12 protein-coding genes and 2 tRNA genes are annotated in these 17,713 nt (G+C 58.8%); 11 read left to right on the top strand and 3 right to left on the bottom strand.

The window, feature by feature from the left end:
* The first annotated feature begins 48 nt into the window (after nt 1–48).
* The 4 genes from ACP7D9_RS08450 to ACP7D9_RS08435 all read left to right on the top strand — a co-directional run bounded on the left by ACP7D9_RS08450 (nt 49) and on the right by ACP7D9_RS08435 (nt 6,205).
* The gene (locus tag ACP7D9_RS08450) at nt 49–1,971 is read left to right on the top strand and encodes a PrkA family serine protein kinase (RefSeq protein ID WP_039757710.1); all 1,923 of its coding nucleotides are present in this window, start codon (nt 49–51) and stop codon (nt 1,969–1,971) included.
* A 117-nt stretch (nt 1,972–2,088) separates the two neighbouring features.
* The gene (locus tag ACP7D9_RS08445; protein WP_039757709.1) at nt 2,089–3,360 is read left to right on the top strand and encodes a YeaH/YhbH family protein; all 1,272 of its coding nucleotides are present in this window, start codon (nt 2,089–2,091) and stop codon (nt 3,358–3,360) included.
* Nucleotides 3,357–4,919 carry a SpoVR family protein gene (locus ACP7D9_RS08440; protein ID WP_397479789.1) on the top strand — a complete coding sequence of 521 codons (1,563 nt, stop codon included), beginning with the start codon at nt 3,357–3,359 and terminating at the stop codon, nt 4,917–4,919. The genes ACP7D9_RS08445 and ACP7D9_RS08440 overlap by 4 nt, the downstream gene beginning before the upstream one ends.
* 62 nt (nt 4,920–4,981) lie before the next feature.
* Nucleotides 4,982–6,205 carry a multifunctional CCA addition/repair protein gene (locus ACP7D9_RS08435; protein WP_426156657.1) on the top strand — a complete coding sequence of 408 codons (1,224 nt, stop codon included), beginning with the start codon at nt 4,982–4,984 and terminating at the stop codon, nt 6,203–6,205.
* Between the two features lie 55 nt (nt 6,206–6,260).
* Here ACP7D9_RS08435 and folK read toward each other — a convergent pair whose 3' ends face one another.
* Complete coding sequence (gene folK, locus ACP7D9_RS08430) at nt 6,261–6,776, bottom strand: 2-amino-4-hydroxy-6-hydroxymethyldihydropteridine diphosphokinase (RefSeq protein WP_426156655.1); 516 nt, start codon at nt 6,774–6,776, stop codon at nt 6,261–6,263.
* Nucleotides 6,767–7,123: a dihydroneopterin aldolase gene (gene folB / locus ACP7D9_RS08425; protein ID WP_426156653.1), complete on the bottom strand. Its 357-nt coding sequence runs from the start codon at nt 7,121–7,123 to the stop codon at nt 6,767–6,769. Before folB ends, folK begins: the two co-directional genes overlap by 10 nt.
* A gap of 74 nt (nt 7,124–7,197) precedes the next feature.
* Here folB and plsY point away from each other — a divergent pair, with 74 nt between their 5' ends.
* Nucleotides 7,198–7,767, top strand: a complete 570-nt coding sequence (gene plsY, locus ACP7D9_RS08420) for a glycerol-3-phosphate 1-O-acyltransferase PlsY (protein WP_101160897.1) — start codon at nt 7,198–7,200, stop codon at nt 7,765–7,767.
* 23 nt (nt 7,768–7,790) lie between these two features.
* Here the strand turns inward: plsY and tsaD are convergent, their stop codons facing one another.
* Nucleotides 7,791–8,816, bottom strand: a complete 1,026-nt coding sequence (gene tsaD, locus ACP7D9_RS08415; protein ID WP_039757706.1) for a tRNA (adenosine(37)-N6)-threonylcarbamoyltransferase complex transferase subunit TsaD — start codon at nt 8,814–8,816, stop codon at nt 7,791–7,793.
* Nucleotides 8,817–9,015: 199 nt separating this feature from the next.
* Here tsaD and rpsU point away from each other — a divergent pair, with 199 nt between their 5' ends.
* The 6 genes from rpsU (at nt 9,016) to ACP7D9_RS08385 (ending at nt 17,681) form a co-directional block, all read left to right on the top strand.
* The gene (gene rpsU / locus ACP7D9_RS08410) at nt 9,016–9,231 is read left to right on the top strand and encodes a 30S ribosomal protein S21 (RefSeq protein ID WP_002551877.1); all 216 of its coding nucleotides are present in this window, start codon (nt 9,016–9,018) and stop codon (nt 9,229–9,231) included.
* Between the two features lie 486 nt (nt 9,232–9,717).
* Nucleotides 9,718–11,682 carry a DNA primase gene (dnaG, locus tag ACP7D9_RS08405; RefSeq protein WP_397504714.1) on the top strand — a complete coding sequence of 655 codons (1,965 nt, stop codon included), beginning with the start codon at nt 9,718–9,720 and terminating at the stop codon, nt 11,680–11,682.
* A gap of 67 nt (nt 11,683–11,749) precedes the next feature.
* Nucleotides 11,750–13,597 carry an RNA polymerase sigma factor RpoD gene (gene rpoD, locus ACP7D9_RS08400; protein ID WP_039757703.1) on the top strand — a complete coding sequence of 616 codons (1,848 nt, stop codon included), beginning with the start codon at nt 11,750–11,752 and terminating at the stop codon, nt 13,595–13,597.
* Between the two features lie 124 nt (nt 13,598–13,721).
* On the top strand, nt 13,722–17,468 hold the full coding sequence (locus ACP7D9_RS08395) for a bifunctional diguanylate cyclase/phosphodiesterase (RefSeq protein ID WP_426156650.1): 3,747 nt from the start codon (nt 13,722–13,724) through the stop codon (nt 17,466–17,468).
* Between the two features lie 16 nt (nt 17,469–17,484).
* A tRNA-Ile gene (locus ACP7D9_RS08390) sits at nt 17,485–17,577 on the top strand.
* A 27-nt stretch (nt 17,578–17,604) separates the two neighbouring features.
* A tRNA-Ile gene (locus ACP7D9_RS08385) sits at nt 17,605–17,681 on the top strand.
* Nucleotides 17,682–17,713: the final 32 nt, after the last annotated feature.

The raw sequence follows: 17,713 nt of genomic DNA, 5'->3' as shown, positions 1-17,713 counted from the left end.
CGACTGAGTGATCCGGCGTCGGCTCCACGTATCGAGCGAGGTGACGTCATGAGTATCTTTAGCCACTTCCAACAACGCTTCGAATCCACACGCCAGGAAGAACTCTCTCTGCAGGAGTACCTGGAGCTGTGCAAAAAAGATCGCAGCGCCTACGTTTCCGCCGCCGAGCGTCTATTGATGGCGATCGGGGAACCGGAACTGCTCGACACTTCGACCAATTCGAGGCTGTCGCGCATCTTCTCCAACAAGGTGATCCGCCGCTATCCGGCCTTTGAAGACTTCCATGGGATGGAAGAATGCATCGATCAGATCGTCTCGTATTTCCGCCACGCCGCCCAAGGCCTGGAAGAGAAGAAACAGATCCTCTACCTGCTCGGCCCCGTAGGCGGCGGTAAATCGTCCCTGGCCGAGAAGCTGAAGCAACTGATGGAAAAAGTGCCCTTCTATGCCATCAAGGGCTCGCCGGTCTTCGAATCGCCTCTGGGTCTGTTCAACGCCACCGAAGATGGCGCGATCCTCGAGGAGGATTTCGGCATTCCACGGCGCTACCTGAACACCATCATGTCGCCTTGGGCGACCAAGCGCCTGGCCGAATTCGGCGGCGACATCAGTCAGTTCCGCGTGGTCAAACTGTACCCGTCGATCCTCAATCAGATCGCTGTCGCCAAGACCGAGCCCGGTGACGAGAACAACCAGGACATCTCGGCGCTGGTCGGCAAGGTCGATATCCGCAAACTCGAAGAATTCCCGCAGAACGACGCCGACGCCTACAGCTACTCCGGTGCGCTGTGCCGGGCCAACCAGGGCTTGATGGAATTCGTCGAAATGTTCAAGGCGCCGATCAAGGTGCTGCACCCTTTGCTGACTGCTACCCAAGAGGGCAACTACAACAGCACCGAAGGCCTCGGCGCGATTCCGTTCACCGGCATCCTGCTGGCTCACTCCAACGAATCGGAGTGGCACACCTTCCGCAACAACAAGAACAACGAAGCGTTCATCGACCGGATCTACATCGTCAAAGTGCCGTACTGCCTGCGCGTCAGTGATGAAGTGAAAATCTACGACAAATTGCTGTTCAACAGTTCCTTGTCGAAGGCGCACTGCGCACCGGATACCTTGAAGATGCTTGCGCAGTTCACCGTACTGTCGCGCCTCAAGGAGCCGGAAAACTCCAACATCTATTCGAAGATGCGCGTTTACGACGGCGAAAACCTCAAGGACACCGATCCGAAAGCCAAGTCGATTCAGGAGTACCGCGACTCGGCGGGTGTCGACGAGGGCATGAACGGTCTGTCGACCCGCTTCGCCTTCAAGATTCTGTCCAAGGTGTTCAACTTCGACCCGCACGAAATCGCCGCCAACCCGGTGCACCTGCTCTATGTGCTGGAACAGCAGATCGAACAGGAACAGTTCCAGGCCGAGACCCGCGAACGCTACCTGCGCTATCTGAAGGAATACCTCGCGCCGCGCTACATCGAGTTTATCGGCAAGGAAATCCAGACCGCTTACCTCGAGTCTTACAGCGAGTACGGTCAGAACATCTTCGACCGCTACGTGCTCTATGCGGACTTCTGGATCCAGGATCAGGAGTATCGCGACCCGGAAACCGGCGAGATCCTCAATCGCGTGGCCCTGAACGAAGAACTGGAGAAAATCGAAAAACCGGCCGGCATCAGCAATCCCAAGGATTTCCGCAACGAGATCGTCAACTTCGTCCTGCGCGCCAGGGCCAACAACAACGGCAAGAACCCGACCTGGCTCAGCTACGAAAAACTGCGGGTGGTCATCGAGAAGAAAATGTTCTCCAACACCGAAGACCTGCTGCCCGTCATCAGCTTCAACGCCAAGGCCAGCAAGGAGGACCAACAGAAACACAACGACTTCGTTACGCGAATGGTCGAACGTGGCTACACCGATAAACAGGTACGCCTGCTGTCTGAATGGTACCTGCGGGTCCGCAAGTCGCAGTGAGGCAGCTGCAAGCTTCCAGCTACAAGCTGCAAGAAAAAGCGTGTAACCGAAGTTTTTTCGGGATCGGCTTCGACTTGCAGCTTGCGGCTCAAAACTTGAAGCTCCCCGGAGGGGCCTATGAGCTATGTGATCGACCGACGCCTCAATGGCAAGAACAAAAGCACGGTGAACCGTCAGCGTTTCCTGCGGCGTTACCGTGATCACATCAAAAAGGCTGTCGAAGAGGCAGTCAGCCGCCGCTCCATTACGGATATGGAGCACGGTGAACAGATCAGTATTCCCGGTCGCGACATCGACGAACCGGTGCTTCACCATGGTCGCGGCGGCAAGCAGACCGTTGTGCATCCCGGCAACAAGGAATTCACCGCCGGCGAACATATCGCCCGCCCCCCGGGAGGCGGCGGTGGCCGCGGTCCGGGCAAAGCCGGTAATTCCGGCGAAGGCATGGACGAGTTCGTCTTCCAGATAACCCAGGAAGAATTCCTCGAATTCATGTTCGAAGACCTCGAACTGCCGAACCTGGTCAAACGCAACCTGACCGGCACCGACACGTTCAAAACCGTACGCGCGGGGATCAGCAACGAAGGCAACCCGTCGCGGATCAACATCATTCGAACCTTGCGTTCAGCCCATGCTCGCCGCATTGCGCTGTCTGGCAGCAGCCGCGCGAAACTGCGCGAAGCCAAGGAAGAGCTGGCACGACTCAAGCGCGAAGAACCAGACAACTTCGGCGATATTCAGGAACTGGAAGCCGAAATCGAGAAGCTCAGCGCGCGCATACACCGCGTGCCGTTCCTTGATACCTTCGACTTGAAATACAACTTGCTGGTCAAGCAACCGAACCCAAGCTCCAAAGCGGTGATGTTCTGCCTCATGGATGTCTCCGGCTCGATGACCCAGGCGACCAAGGACATCGCCAAGCGCTTTTTCATCCTGCTGTACCTGTTTCTCAAGCGTAATTACGACAAGATTGACGTGGTGTTCATCCGCCACCACACCAGCGCCCGGGAAGTGGACGAAGAAGAGTTCTTTTATTCAAGGGAAACCGGCGGCACCATTGTTTCCAGCGCCTTGAAGCTGATGCAGGAAATCATGGCCGAGCGCTATCCGAGCAACGAGTGGAATATCTACGCCGCACAGGCATCCGACGGCGACAACTGGAACGACGACTCGCCGATCTGCCGGGACATCCTGATCAACCAGATCATGCCGTTTGTGCAGTACTACACTTATGTGGAGATTACGCCGCGCGAGCATCAGGCCCTGTGGTACGAGTACGAACGCATCGCCGAAGCCTTCTCTGACACATTTGCCCAGCAGCAACTGGTCTCGGCCGGAGATATCTATCCGGTCTTCCGTGAACTCTTCCAGCGCAGGTTAGTGACATGACCGCCAAAGAGCAGAAGCGCCAACCCATTTCCACCGGCTCCGAATGGACGTTCGAGCTGATCCAGACCTACGACCGCGAGATAGCCAGGATCGCGGCACGCTATGCGCTGGATACCTACCCCAACCAGATCGAAGTGATTACCGCCGAGCAAATGATGGATGCCTATGCTTCGGTGGGCATGCCGCTGGGCTATCACCACTGGTCCTACGGCAAGCACTTCCTTAGTACCGAAAAATCCTACAGCCGTGGGCAGATGGGCCTGGCCTACGAGATTGTGATCAACTCGGACCCTTGCATCGCCTATCTGATGGAAGAAAACACCATCTGCATGCAGGCGCTGGTGGTGGCGCATGCCTGCTATGGCCACAACAGCTTTTTCAAGGGCAATTACCTGTTCCGGACCTGGACCGACGCCAGCTCGATCATCGATTACCTGGTATTCGCCAAGCAGTACATCATGCAGTGCGAAGAGCGCCACGGCATCGATGCCGTGGAAGACCTGCTCGACTCCTGTCATGCGCTGATGAACTATGGTGTCGACCGCTACAAGCGTCCTTACCCGATCTCCGCCGAAGAAGAGCGGCGCCGGCAGAAGGATCGCGAAGAGCACCTGCAGAAGCAGATCAACGATCTGTGGCGCACCATTCCCAAAGGTGCGGACAAGTACAGCGACAAGGACAACGCCCGATTCCCGGCCGAGCCGCAGGAAAACATCCTCTATTTCATCGAGAAACACGCACCTCTGCTGGAGCCGTGGCAGCGCGAGATCGTGCGGATCGTGCGCAAGATCGCTCAGTATTTCTATCCCCAGCGCCAGACCCAGGTCATGAACGAAGGCTGGGCGACGTTCTGGCATTACACGCTGATGAATGACCTGTATGACGAAGGCCTGGTCACCGACGGTTTCATGATGGAGTTCCTCACCTCGCATACCAGCGTGGTGTTCCAGCCCGGGTTCGATAGCCCGTACTACAGTGGCATCAACCCCTACGCGCTGGGTTTCGCCATGTATCGTGACATCCGCCGCATGTGCGAAGACCCCACCGAAGAGGATCGCCGCTGGTTCCCGGACATCGCGGGCTCCGACTGGCTGTCGACCATCAAGTTCGCCATGAGCAGTTTCAAGGACGAAAGCTTCATCCTGCAGTATCTGTCACCCAAAGTGATCCGCGATCTGAAACTGTTCAGCATCCTTGATGACGACCAGAAAGATGACCTGCTGGTACCAGCCATTCATGACGAGGGTGGCTACCGGATCATCCGCGAAACCCTGGCAGCGCAGTACAACCTTGGCAATCGTGAGCCGAACGTGCAGATCTACAGCATCGATCGGCGCGGCGATCGCTCACTGACGCTGCGTCATCAGCAGCACGACCGCAAACCGTTGGGTGATTCAACCGACGAAGTGCTCAAGCATTTGCATCGGCTATGGGGGTTCGACATTCATCTGGAAACCCTGCAGGGCGATCAGATCATGAAAACCCATCATGTGCCTCCGCGCAGTGAACACAGCGAGGGCGATTACGGCCGGCTCGACCTGGCCGTGATTCATCTTTGATCCGTTCCGGCCTCCGCAAGTCTGACGCAAGGGTTATCCTGTCGGGCTAACGGAGGTTTTTTATGCGGGTTTACAAGGTTGGCGGCGCGGTACGTGATCGCCTGTTGGGTTTGCCGGTCACTGATGTTGACCGGGTCGTGGTGGGCGCCACCACTGAAGAGATGCTCGCCAAGGGGTTTCGCCCGGTCGGCGCGGATTTTCCTGTGTTTCTGCACCCGAAAACCGGAGAGGAATATGCCCTCGCCCGTACAGAACGCAAGAGCGGCCGGGGCTACGGTGGTTTCACCTTCTACGCAAGTCCCGAAGTAACACTGGAAGAAGACCTGATTCGCCGCGACCTGACGATCAATGCCATGGCCGAGGACGAGCAGCTCAACCTGACAGACCCGTATCATGGTCAGCGCGACCTCGAAGCACGAATTCTGCGCCATGTTTCCCCGGCATTCGCCGAAGATCCGCTGCGAGTACTGCGCGTTGCCCGCTTCGCCGCGCGTTATGCCGGCCTGGGCTTCACGGTTGCCGACGAGACCATGGGCCTGATGCGTCAGCTCAGCGAATCCGGCGAACTGCAGGCCCTGACTGCCGAACGCAGCTGGAAGGAAATCTCTCGTGCATTGATGGAAAACCACCCACAGGTATTCATCCAAGTGTTGCGTGACTGTGGCGCCCTGAGAGTGCTGATGCCGGAAGTCGACGCCTTGTTCGGCGTACCGCAGCCGGAGACCCATCATCCCGAAATCGACACGGGACTGCACACTCTGAGCGTGCTGGAGCAATCAGCCTTGCACAAGCAGCCGCTGACGGTGCGCTGGGCCTGCCTGCTGCATGACCTCGGCAAAGGCCTGACTCCGGAAGAAGACTGGCCTCGGCATATCGCTCATGAGCACACCGGTCTTAAATTGATCAAAGCGGTCAACGAGCGCTTCAAGGTGCCCAAGGATTGTCAGGAACTGGCGCTGCTGGTCGGGCAGTACCACACCCATGGGCACCGGGCGCTGGATTTGAAAGCCTCGACGCTATTGGAGTTGCTGCAGAGTTTCGATGTCTATCGGCGACCGCAGCGCTTCGAGGAGTTCATCGCTGCGTGCGAGATGGATGCGCGTGGCCGCAAGGGCTTGGAGCAGCAAAGTTACCCACAGGCGGATTATTTACGCGGAGCCGCAACCGCTGCGCGCGGGGTAGCAGTGCAGCCATTGCTGGCGAAGGGCTTCAAAGGGCCGGAATTGGGCGAAGCGCTGAAGCGTGAGCGGCTGAAAGCATTGCAGATCTACAAAGACAACGCCTGAAGCAAGATCAAAAGATCGTCCGAAGGCTCGGGCCGCGATCGGACGATCTTTTGCTTTAAAGATTCGACGGAGTCAATTGCTGCCCATTCCATTCGAATGCAACCGGCGCCAACACCTGATCAATTTGCGCCTCAGCCCACAACGTCGCAAAGCTCTTGCCCACCCCCGGATGCACCCGATCCGGCGCAATCAACGACAGCGGCCACAGCACAAAAGCATTTTTCAGGATTTCCGCCCGGGGCAGTACCAGTCCGTCGAAATTCCCCACCAGATCGCCATACAGCAACACGTCGATGTCCAGCGGCAGGCCCTTGCGATCCGGGGCATAACGACCATTGTCCGCCTCGATGAATTTCAAGCGGCGATCCAGCTCCATTAGCGACAGATGAGTGTAGGCAGAGACAACGAAATTGAAGAACGGCCCGCTCTTGATGCCGACCGGCTGGCTCTCGAACACCGCCGAACATCGGATATCCACCAGAAATTTGGCCAGCGCGTCGAGCCCGGCGCGCAGATGCGTTTCGCGCTCGATATTGCTACCGAGCCCGAGATAGACCTGAGTCAGCGACATCCGCGCTCGATCTCCACACCCACACCGCCCTTGGCCGCCGGCACCGCGCCCGGCTTGGTCAGTTTAAGCCGCACCCAGGTGATCTTGAATTCGGTCATGAGCACTTCAACCAGACGCTCGGCAAAGGTCTCGACCAACTGGAACTGCGCCTGCTCGGCAAAGGCCTGAATGCGCGCGGAGACACTGGCGTAATCGAGCGCCTGGGTCAGGTCGTCACCGGCGGCGGCCGGACGATTGTCCCAGGCAAAGCTCAGATCAAGCCGCAGACACTGACGGATGCCGCGCTCCCAGTCGTAGGCACCGATCACGGTGTCGACTTCCAGGCCCTCGATAAACACTCTGTCCAAGCACTTCTCTCCGCTGCACGACAAGGGCGCGATGCGCCGTTAGAATCAGGGCGTCCTCGCCCGGAATAGTTAGCATGTTTTGGTTACTGGCGATTCTCGCCTACCTGCTCGGCTCGCTGTCCTTCGCCATTTTGCTCAGCCGCCTGACCGGAAATCCCGATCCGCGAATGAGTGGCTCGGGTAATGCCGGCGCCACCAACATGCTGCGCTTGGCCGGTCGCAAACTGGCGATCCTGACCCTGCTCGGTGATCTGTGCAAAGGCCTGCTGCCGGTGCTGATCGCCTCCGGCGCGGGCCTTTCCCTGCAGGATCAGGCCTGGATTGGCGTGTGCGCCGTGATCGGTCACCTGTTCCCTTTGTACTTTCGCTTTCGCGGCGGCAAAGGTGTCGCCACGGCTGCCGGCATGTTGCTCGGCCTGTATCCACCCGCCGCGCTGCTGGCCGGGTGCGCCTGGCTGCTGACGTTCTACCTGACCCGCACCAGTTCACTGGCGGCGCTGATTGCCACGCCACTGACCCTGCCGTTGCTGGCCTGGCAGGAGCCGGAAGCCTTGCTGCCAATGAGCGCGCTGACCTTGCTGATTGTCTGGCGTCACCGCGGCAATCTACGCGACCTGTTTGCCGGGCGCGAACGGCATTTTTAAATGTCGTTCGTGAGCATCGCTGATCACAGTGCCGACAACTGCTCCATCGGCCAGCGTGCCTGCACGGTGATTGCCAGACTTTCCTGCTGGCCGGCTTTCAGGCGCTGGCAACCGGCAAACGCGATCATCGCGCCATTGTCGGTGCAGAACTCCGGGCGCGCGTAGAACACATCACCTTTCATGTCACCGAGCATTTTTTCCAGCGAAACCCGCAACGCCTTGTTGGCGCTGACGCCGCCGGCAATCACCAGCCGCTTCATCCCCGCCTGTTTCAGGGCGCGCTTGCACTTGATGGTCAAAGTCTCCACCACAGCCTGCTGGAACGCCAGCGCGATGTCGCAACGGGCTTGCTCGCCGTCGTCCCCGGCGCTGACACATTGCTGCCAAGTGTTGAGGGCGAAGGTTTTCAGCCCGCTGAAGCTGAAATCCAGCCCTGGGCGATCACACATCGGACGCGGAAAGGTGAAACGCCCTGCGACGCCTTTCTCGGCCAGTTTGGCGATTTCCGGCCCGCCCGGGTAATTCAGGCCCATCATCTTCGCGGTTTTGTCGAAAGCTTCGCCGGCCGCATCGTCGAGCGTCTCGCCGAGCAGGCTGTATTGGCCAATGCCATCGACCTGAACCAGCTGCGTATGCCCACCGGAGACCAACAAAGCGACGAACGGAAATTCAGGCGGTTTCGGCTCCAGCATCGGTGCCAGCAAGTGGCCTTCCATGTGGTGCACACCAAGCGCCGGTATGCCCCAGGCAAACGCCAGCGCCTGTGCGCAGGAAGCACCGACCAGCAACGCGCCGACCAGGCCAGGACCCGCAGTGTAGGCGATTGCATCGATCTCGGTCGGCACGCAGTCGGCCTCGGCCAACACCTGACGGATCAAGGGCAGCATGCGCTTGACGTGGTCACGCGAGGCCAGCTCCGGGACCACACCGCCATAGACGCGGTGCAGGTCGATCTGACTGAACAGTGCGTCCGCCAACAGACCACGCTCACTGTCATACAATGCGACGCCGGTTTCGTCGCAGGAGGTTTCTAATCCCAGTACTAGCATGGGTTTGCGCCTTGTTTAGGCTGAATTCGAAGGCGCGCATGATAGTCGCCACGTGATGCCCCGACCAGCGGTTTTCGATCAGAGGCTTTGCATTCCGAGCGATGAGGGGTTAACATCCGCAACCCTTAAAAACCGACGTCTTCAAGTGCTCTTTTGCCGCGAGGATGTTGACCCCGGTAATGAATGAAGGTAGCTCTGGATGCCAGCCGTCAAAGTAAAAGAGAACGAACCCTTCGACGTAGCTCTGCGTCGTTTCAAGCGCTCCTGCGAAAAAGCCGGTGTACTGGCTGAAGTTCGTAGCCGCGAATTTTACGAGAAGCCAACTTCTGAGCGTAAGCGCAAGGCAGCAGCCGCTGTTAAGCGTCACGCCAAGAAAGTTCAGCGCGAACAGCGCCGCGCCGTTCGTCTGTACTAATACACAGACGTTCGTAGCAAGCTTCTTGCCTAAGCCCGGCCCTCAGCCGGGCTAATGGCATTTGCGTAAAACGCTTGATGCTTCACCGTCGACGCCGCCGATGCGACCGAGACAAATCTGCTTCACCGCGTCAGGCCTGGCTCTTTTGCCAGCGGTGCACGTCTTTTCTGACGAGCCTTTCAAGGCTACTGACGAGCACACCCACTGATTCCTCTTACGACGATCAGCCCAAGGCACCTGTATGCGTGCCCGCGTTATTGAGCTATCCGAGGTCGACAACCGGCCGTCAGCGGATTCGGCGCAACACTTCCAAATAGTCGAAGACTGATAGGTACTAACGTCAGTGGATTTTCGGCAGATACACTTCCCGACAGCGATCACGCAGACGACACCGGTCGAGCCGCATATTTTGTGCGTTTCCAACAATGGCCCGCGTCCGACAGCCTGTCGCAACGGACTCATTACAGCGCAGACGACGAGAACGCCATGGCCGGGCTGATTCCCCAGAGCTTCATTGACGACCTGCTGAACCGCACCGACATCGTCGACGTGGTCAGCTCGCGCGTGCAATTGAAGAAGGCCGGCAAGAACTACACCGCCTGTTGCCCGTTCCACAAAGAGAAGACCCCGTCATTCAGCGTCAGCCCCGACAAGCAGTTCTATTACTGCTTCGGCTGCGGCGCCGGTGGCAACGCCCTCGGCTTTCTCATGGATCACGACAACCTGGATTTCCCCCAGGCCGTTGAAGATCTTGCCAAAGCCGCCGGCATGGAAATCCCTCGCGAAGAAAGCGGCCGCGAGCGCAAGCCGCGCCAGCCGACCGATTCGCCGCTGTATCCGCTTCTCACCGCCGCCGCCGACTTCTATCGGCAGGCACTCAAGAGTCATCCGTCGCGCAAGGCTGCTGTGGATTACCTCAAGGGACGCGGCCTGACCGGCGAGATCGCTCGGGATTTCGGCCTCGGCTTTGCTCCGCCGGGCTGGGACAATCTGCTCAAGCATCTGAGCAGCGACACCCTGCAACAAAAGGCCATGATCGAAGCCGGCCTGCTGATCGAGAACGCCGAAACCGGCAAGCGCTATGATCGCTTCCGTGATCGCGTGATGTTCCCGATCCGCGACACCCGCGGACGAATCATCGCCTTTGGCGGCCGCGTACTGGGCGACGACAAGCCCAAGTACCTGAACTCACCGGAAACTCCGGTATTCCACAAAGGCCAGGAGCTCTACGGCCTTTATGAAGCGCGCAAGAACAATCGCAACCTCGACGAAATCATCGTTGTCGAAGGCTATATGGACGTCATCGCCCTTGCCCAGCAAGGTTTGCGCAACGCCGTCGCGACGCTGGGTACCGCAACCAGCGAAGAACACTTGAAACGCCTGTTCCGCGTTGTGCCGAACGTATTGTTCTGCTTCGACGGCGACCAGGCCGGCCGCAACGCCGCGTGGCGCGCACTGGAAGCGACCCTGCCGTGCCTGCAGGACGGTCGTCGCGCGCGGTTTCTGTTTCTGCCCGAAGGCGAAGACCCGGATACCCTGGTTCGCGCCGAAGGCACCGATGCCTTCAAGGCGCGCATCAATCAGCACGCGCAGCCGCTGGCCGACTATTTTTTTCAGCAACTGACCGAAGAATCCGATCCGCGCTCGCTCGAGGGCAAGGCGCACATGGCCACTCTCGCCGCACCGCTGATCGACAAGGTGCCGGGCGCGAATCTGCGCATCCTGATGCGCCAGCGCCTGACAGAAATCACCGGCCTGAGCAGCGAGACCGTCAGCCAACTGGTTCAGAGTGCGCCGCAGGAAGCACCGCCCGCTTACGATCCGGGCATCGATTACGACGCCATGCCGGATTACAGCGACTACCATCAGCCGCAGGCACAGGACATGTATGTGCCGCAGCAGGAATGGACGCCGAAGAAACCCGGCGCCGGCGGCAAGAAGTGGGACAAGAAACCGTGGGACAAGAATGGCAAGCGTGGCGGCGATCGCGAACAGCAGCGCCCGCGCACACCGATTGGCGTTGAATCGCCAACCCTGACGGCCCTCAGAACATTGCTCCATCATCCGCAACTGGCCAAGCGCGTCGAAGACGCCGGGCACATCGCCGATGAAAATCAGACCAACGCCCAGCTGCTTGTGGCGTTGCTGGAAGCCGTACAGAAGAATCCCAAGCTAAACTCATTTCAGTTGATCGCGCGATGGCACGGCACTGAACAGGGTCGCTTGCTAAAGGCACTGGCAGAAAAGGAATGGCTGATTGATGGAGATAACCTTGAACAACAGTTTTTCGACACCATTACTAGCTTGTCAGCCCGCCAACGCGAGCGAAATCTCGAACAGTTACTCAGGAAAGCGCGGCAAAGCGAACTGAGCGTCGAAGAGAAAAATCAACTGCGCGACCTTTTAAGTCGCAATGTTTCCGCATCAAACCCGACCTCAACTGGCGCGTGAGGTCATAGCTCAGGTATAATCCTCGGCTTGTTTTTTGCCCGCCAAGACCTTCAGTGGATAGGGTGTTATGTCCGGAAAAGCGCAACAGCAGTCTCGTATTATTGAGTTGATCAAACTGGGTCGTGAGCAGAAGTATCTGACTTACGCCGAGGTCAACGACCACCTGCCCGAGGATATTTCAGATCCGGAGCAGGTGGAAGACATCATCCGCATGATTAACGACATGGGGATCCCCGTACACGAGAGTGCTCCGGATGCGGACGCCCTTATGTTGGCCGACGCCGATACCGACGAGGCCGCTGCGGAAGAAGCAGCCGCTGCGTTGGCGGCGGTGGAGACCGATATCGGTCGCACCACTGACCCGGTGCGCATGTACATGCGTGAAATGGGTACGGTCGAGCTTCTGACCCGTGAAGGCGAAATCGAAATCGCCAAGCGGATCGAAGAAGGCATTCGTGAAGTGATGAGCGCAATCGCGCACTTCCCTGGCACGGTTGACCACATTCTCTCCGAGTACACCCGCGTCACCACCGAAGGTGGTCGCCTGTCCGACGTCCTGAGCGGTTATATCGACCCGGACGACGGCATCGCGCCGCCTGCGGCAGAAGTGCCGCCGCCGGTCGATCCGAAAGCCGTCAAGGCCGACGACGATACCGACGACGATGAAGCCGAATCTTCCGATGACGAAGAAGAAGCCGAAAGCGGTCCGGACCCGGTCATTGCTGCGCAGCGCTTCGGCGCCGTGGCCGACCAGATGGAAATCACCCGCAAGGCGCTGAAAAAGCACGGTCGTCACAACAAGGCAGCCGTTGCCGAGTTGCTCGCTCTGGCCGAGCTGTTCATGCCGATCAAACTGGTGCCGAAGCAATTCGAAGCCCTGGTCGAGCGTGTGCGCAGTGCCCTGGATCGTCTGCGTCAGCAAGAGCGCGCGATCATGCAACTGTGCGTACGTGATGCACGTATGCCGCGCGCCGATTTCCTGCGTCAGTTCCCTGGCAATGAAGTCGACGAAAGCTGGTCCGACGCTCTGGCCAAAGGCAAGAGCAAGTACGCCGAAGCCATCGGTCGCGTACAGCCGGACATCATTCGTTGCCAGCAGAAGCTGATCGCGCTGGAAACCGAAACCGGTCTGACCATCGCAGAAATCAAGGACATCAACCGTCGCATGTCGATCGGTGAGGCCAAGGCCCGCCGCGCGAAGAAAGAGATGGTTGAAGCCAACCTGCGTCTGGTGATCTCGATCGCCAAGAAGTACACCAACCGCGGCCTGCAATTCCTCGATCTGATCCAGGAAGGCAACATCGGCCTGATGAAAGCGGTGGACAAGTTCGAATACCGTCGCGGCTACAAGTTCTCGACTTATGCCACCTGGTGGATCCGTCAGGCGATCACTCGCTCGATCGCCGACCAGGCCCGCACCATCCGTATTCCGGTGCACATGATCGAGACGATCAACAAGCTCAACCGTATTTCCCGGCAGATGTTGCAGGAAATGGGTCGCGAACCGACCCCGGAAGAGCTGGGCGAACGCATGGAAATGCCTGAGGACAAGATCCGCAAGGTACTGAAGATCGCCAAAGAGCCGATCTCCATGGAAACCCCGATCGGTGATGACGAAGACTCCCATCTGGGCGACTTCATCGAAGACTCGACCATGCAGTCGCCAATCGATGTCGCCACGGTGGAAAGCCTGAAGGAAGCGACTCGCGAAGTACTGTCCGGCCTCACTGCCCGTGAAGCCAAGGTATTGCGCATGCGTTTCGGTATCGACATGAACACCGACCATACGCTCGAAGAGGTCGGCAAACAGTTTGACGTAACGCGTGAGCGGATCCGTCAGATCGAAGCCAAGGCGCTGCGCAAGCTGCGCCACCCGACGCGAAGCGAGCATCTGCGCTCCTTCCTCGACGAGTGACACCAGAACCCCCGGCCCAGGCCGGGGGTTTTGTTTTATGGCAGATTAAATTCCCCGCTCCCCCCTCCCCGCCGCATACCCCGTCTACACTCGAAACAATCCCCCCAGCCCTGACGAGAGCGTTATGCCCAGACTGGCGCCCGTGCTTTTTCTGCTGTCATTGATGATCTGCACCGCCACGGCTGACGCGCTGACTCTCACCGATGAAGAACGCAGCTGGCTGGCGGCTCACCCTGACTTGCGCCTGGGTGTCGATGCATCGTGGCCGCCGTTCGAATTTCGGGATGATCAGAACCGTTATCAAGGGTTGGCAGCCGACTATATCGACGTGATCCGTCAACGCCTGGCGATCAAACTCACGCCCATCGAACCAGTGAGCTGGACGGTAGTGCTGGAGCAGGTGAAGAAGGGCAAGATCGATTTGCTGCCGGGAATCATGTCGACGCCGGAGCGCCAGAACTATCTGTCATTCACCCGGCCGTACCTCGACTTCCCGATCGTCATCCTCGCCCATGTCGGTGGCGCCCAACCGCGCAAACTTGACGACTTGTACGGGCTGAAAATCGCTGTGGTGGAAAACTACGCCCCCCACGAACTGCTGCGCACTCACCACCCCGATCTGAATCTGGTCGCCATGCCCAATGTCAGTTCAGCGCTGCAAGCGCTGGCGACCGATGAAGTGGACGCGGTAGTCGGCGATCTGGCTTCCAGCGTCTGGAGCCTGCGCCAGCTCAAGCTCGACGGCCTCTACGTCAGCGGCGAAACGCCGTATCGTTATCAACTGGCGATGGCTGTGCCCCGCGATAACAAAGTGCTCGTCGGGATTCTCGATGAAGTCCTCGCCGACATGACGCCAGCGGAAATCAGCAGCATCCAGGAACATTGGGTGGGTAATGTGCTCGACCACCGTACCTTCTGGTCGGACCTGCTGATGTACGGGCTGCCCGGCCTGTTGCTGCTGATGACAATCCTGGCCGTGGTAATCCGCATCAATCGCCGCCTGAGCTCTGAAATCACCCGGCGCATCGACCTTGAGCAGGAATTGCGCAGCAGCGAATATCACTACCGCGGCCTGGTGGAGAGCTTGTCGGCCATCGCCTGGGAAGCGCGTATGAGCGACTTCACCTACAGCTATGTTTCGCCGCACGCTGAGGATTTGCTCGGTTATCCACAGGCTCATTGGCTGATCCCGGGCTTCTGGCACAACATCATTCACCCCGCCGACCTGACCCGCACGCAGAACTACTGCAAGGAAGCGCTGCGCCAGGGCCGCGACCATATCGTTGACTATCGCGTGATCACCGTCGACGGCCGCTGCCTGTGGGTGCGCGATATCGTCAGCCTGATTGAGCATGGCCACGAGCCAGTGATGCGCGGGTTGATGATCGACATCAGCGAAATCAAGCGCACCGAAGAGGCGCTGCGCCTGTCGGAGCAGAAATTCGCTTCGGTGTTCGAGCAATGCCCGGACATTCTGGTGATCGCACGCCTGTCCGACGGCTGCCTGCTGGAGGTCAACGAGGCGTTCGAAGAGCAGATCGGCCTACGGGCCGAGGACGTGATCGGCCAAACTGCCACCAATCTCAATATCTGGGGCATTCCCGGCGTCGGGCCGGGCCTCTTGCAGCGTTTGCAGGCTGGCAGCATCCGCAATCTGGAAATGCCCTTTCGCCGCAATAACGGCCAAGTGTTCACCGGGCTGATTTCCGCCGAGCCCTTCGACCTCGACACCACCCCGGCGCTGGTGGTTGTAGTGCGCGACATCAGCCAGCTCAAGGAAACGCAACAGCAACTGCAAACCTCGGAGGAGAAGTTTGCCAAGGCTTTCCATGCATCACCGGATGGCTTGCTGCTGTCGCGCCAGAGCGACGGGCTGCTGTTGGAGGTCAACGAAGGCTTCAGTCGCATCACCGGCTTCAACAGCGCCATGTCAGTAGATCGCTCGACGCTGGATCTGGGGATCTGGGTCAACCTCAATGAACGCAAACAGATGCTCGACCTGCTGCAACGCGACGGTTTTGTCCGCGACTTCACTTGTCATATCCGTCGCAGCGATGGGCAGATCCGCCTGTGCGAGGTCTCCAGTCGCCCACTGCCGATCGGCGACGAAGACTGCATGCTGACCATCGCCCGCGACATCACCGAACGCCATCTCATGCAGGAAAAACTGCAACAGGCCGCGACCGTTTTCGAGAGCACCGCCGAAGGCGTGTTGATCACCGATACCCAACAACACATCAGCGCGGTCAATCGCGCCTTTACTGAAATTACCGGCTACAGCGAAAGCGAAGCGCTGGGCCACACGCCACGGCTATTGGCGTCGGGGCTGCATGACAGCGCTTTCTATGCGGCGATGTGGCACCAGCTGACCGATGAAGGCCACTGGCAAGGCGAGATTTCCAACCGGCGCAAGAATGGCGAGCTGTACCCCAGCTGGCTGACCATCAGCGCCGTGCGCAATCGTGACAAATTCATCACCCACTTCGTCGCGGTGTTCGCCGATATTTCCAGCCTCAAGCACGCCCAGGCCAAGCTCGATTACCAGGCTCACCACGACCCGCTCACCGGCTTGCCGAACCGCACATTATTCGAAAGCCGTTTGCAAATGGCCCTCACCAGCCAACAGGAAAATGGCGGCCAGGGCGCCGTGCTGTTTCTCGACCTCGATCGCTTCAAACACATCAACGACAGCCTCGGCCACCCGGTCGGCGACCTGTTGCTCAAGGGCATCGCCGTGCGCCTGAAGGAACAGTTACGGGATATCGATACCGTTGCGCGGTTAGGTGGCGACGAATTCATCCTTCTGCTGCCGGGCTTGCAGCAAGCCAGCGACGCCGACAACATCGCGACGAAACTGCTCAATTGCTTCGGTGCGCCTTTTCAGGCCGGCGAACACGAGTTTTTCATCAGCGCCAGTATCGGTACCAGCCTCTATCCACGAGACGGTTGCGACGTGGCCACGCTGGTAAAAAACGCCGACGCGGCGATGTACCGCTCCAAAGCCAAGGGGCGCAACCGCGTCGAAAGCTACACACGCGACCTCACCGCCCAGGCCAGTGAACGCATAGCGCTGGAACACGAACTGCGCCGCGCCATCGAGCGCGACGAACTGTTTCTCTACTACCAGCCGAAAATCAGCTTGGACGACCACCGTCTGGTCGGTGCAGAAGCTCTGATTCGCTGGCGCCACCCGACCTTCGGCGAAGTGCCACCCGAACACTTCATCCCATTGGCCGAAGAGAACGGCATGATCCTGCAGATCGGTGACTGGGTGCTGGAAACCGCATGTCGGCAGATGTTCGAGTGGAACCGGATCTACCAACCACTCGGCCCCCTTTCGGTGAACCTCGCCGGCGCGCAACTACGCCAGCCAAATCTGCTGGTGCGCATCGAACAGCTGCTCAAGGAAAACCGCCTGCGCCCGGATTTACTGCAACTGGAAATTACCGAAAATTTCATCATGAGTCAGGCCGAGGAGGCGCTGGCGGTACTGCACCAGCTCAAACACCTCGGCGTGCAACTGGCGATCGATGACTTTGGCACCGGCTATTCCTCGCTCAGCTACCTCAAGCGCCTGCCGCTGGACATCCTCAAGATCGACCAGTCTTTCGTTCGCGGACTGCCCGACGACCCCCACGACGCGGCGATCGTGCGCGCCATCATCGCACTCGGCCGCAGCATGCAGTTCACCGTGATTGCCGAAGGCGTGGAAACCCAGGCGCAACAACAATTCCTTGCCGCGGAAGGCTGTGAACAGATCCAGGGCTACATCGTCAGTCTGCCGTTGCCACCGGACGAATTCGCCGCGACATTTCTGCATGTAACCGTATCGGATTTTTCGGATAGCACAGCCGCGAAACCGTCGCTATAATCCGCCGCCTACTGAGGGCCTATAGCTCAGTTGGTTAGAGCAGAGGACTCATAATCCTTTGGTCCACGGTTCTTATGTGGTACGAATGCCAGTGTGGTATTTGGAGCCAATTTTTGTTAGTTTGTAGTTACTCAATGCCACTGTAGCTCAATCGGTTAGAGCGTCCGACTCATAATCGGCAGGTCGAGGGTTCGATTCCCTCCAGTGGCCCCATACCCCCCCCTAAAATCAAGCACCTACCCAAC

The sequence above is a fragment of the Pseudomonas sp. TSRC2-2 genome, assembly GCF_049897785.1.
Classification (GTDB): domain Bacteria; phylum Pseudomonadota; class Gammaproteobacteria; order Pseudomonadales; family Pseudomonadaceae; genus Aquipseudomonas.
This window is presented reverse-complemented; position numbering and strand designations above follow the sequence as displayed.

Bases quoted from the DNA above. Each gene is read 5' to 3' on its own strand.
- folK (WP_426156655.1), bottom strand. From the start codon at position 6,776: ATGTCGCTGACTCAGGTCTATCTCGGGCTCGGTAGCAATATCGAGCGC.
- tsaD (WP_039757706.1), bottom strand. From the start codon at position 8,816: ATGCTAGTACTGGGATTAGAAACCTCCTGCGACGAAACCGGCGTCGCA.
- ACP7D9_RS08435 (WP_426156657.1), top strand. From the start codon at position 4,982: ATGCGGGTTTACAAGGTTGGCGGCGCGGTACGTGATCGCCTGTTGGGT.
- ACP7D9_RS08440 (WP_397479789.1), top strand. From the start codon at position 3,357: ATGACCGCCAAAGAGCAGAAGCGCCAACCCATTTCCACCGGCTCCGAA.
- ACP7D9_RS08445 (WP_039757709.1), top strand. From the start codon at position 2,089: ATGAGCTATGTGATCGACCGACGCCTCAATGGCAAGAACAAAAGCACG.
- rpoD (WP_039757703.1), top strand. From the start codon at position 11,750: ATGTCCGGAAAAGCGCAACAGCAGTCTCGTATTATTGAGTTGATCAAA.
- plsY (WP_101160897.1), top strand. From the start codon at position 7,198: ATGTTTTGGTTACTGGCGATTCTCGCCTACCTGCTCGGCTCGCTGTCC.
- ACP7D9_RS08450 (WP_039757710.1), top strand. From the start codon at position 49: ATGAGTATCTTTAGCCACTTCCAACAACGCTTCGAATCCACACGCCAG.
- rpsU (WP_002551877.1), top strand. From the start codon at position 9,016: ATGCCAGCCGTCAAAGTAAAAGAGAACGAACCCTTCGACGTAGCTCTG.
- ACP7D9_RS08395 (WP_426156650.1), top strand. From the start codon at position 13,722: ATGCCCAGACTGGCGCCCGTGCTTTTTCTGCTGTCATTGATGATCTGC.
- dnaG (WP_397504714.1), top strand. From the start codon at position 9,718: ATGGCCGGGCTGATTCCCCAGAGCTTCATTGACGACCTGCTGAACCGC.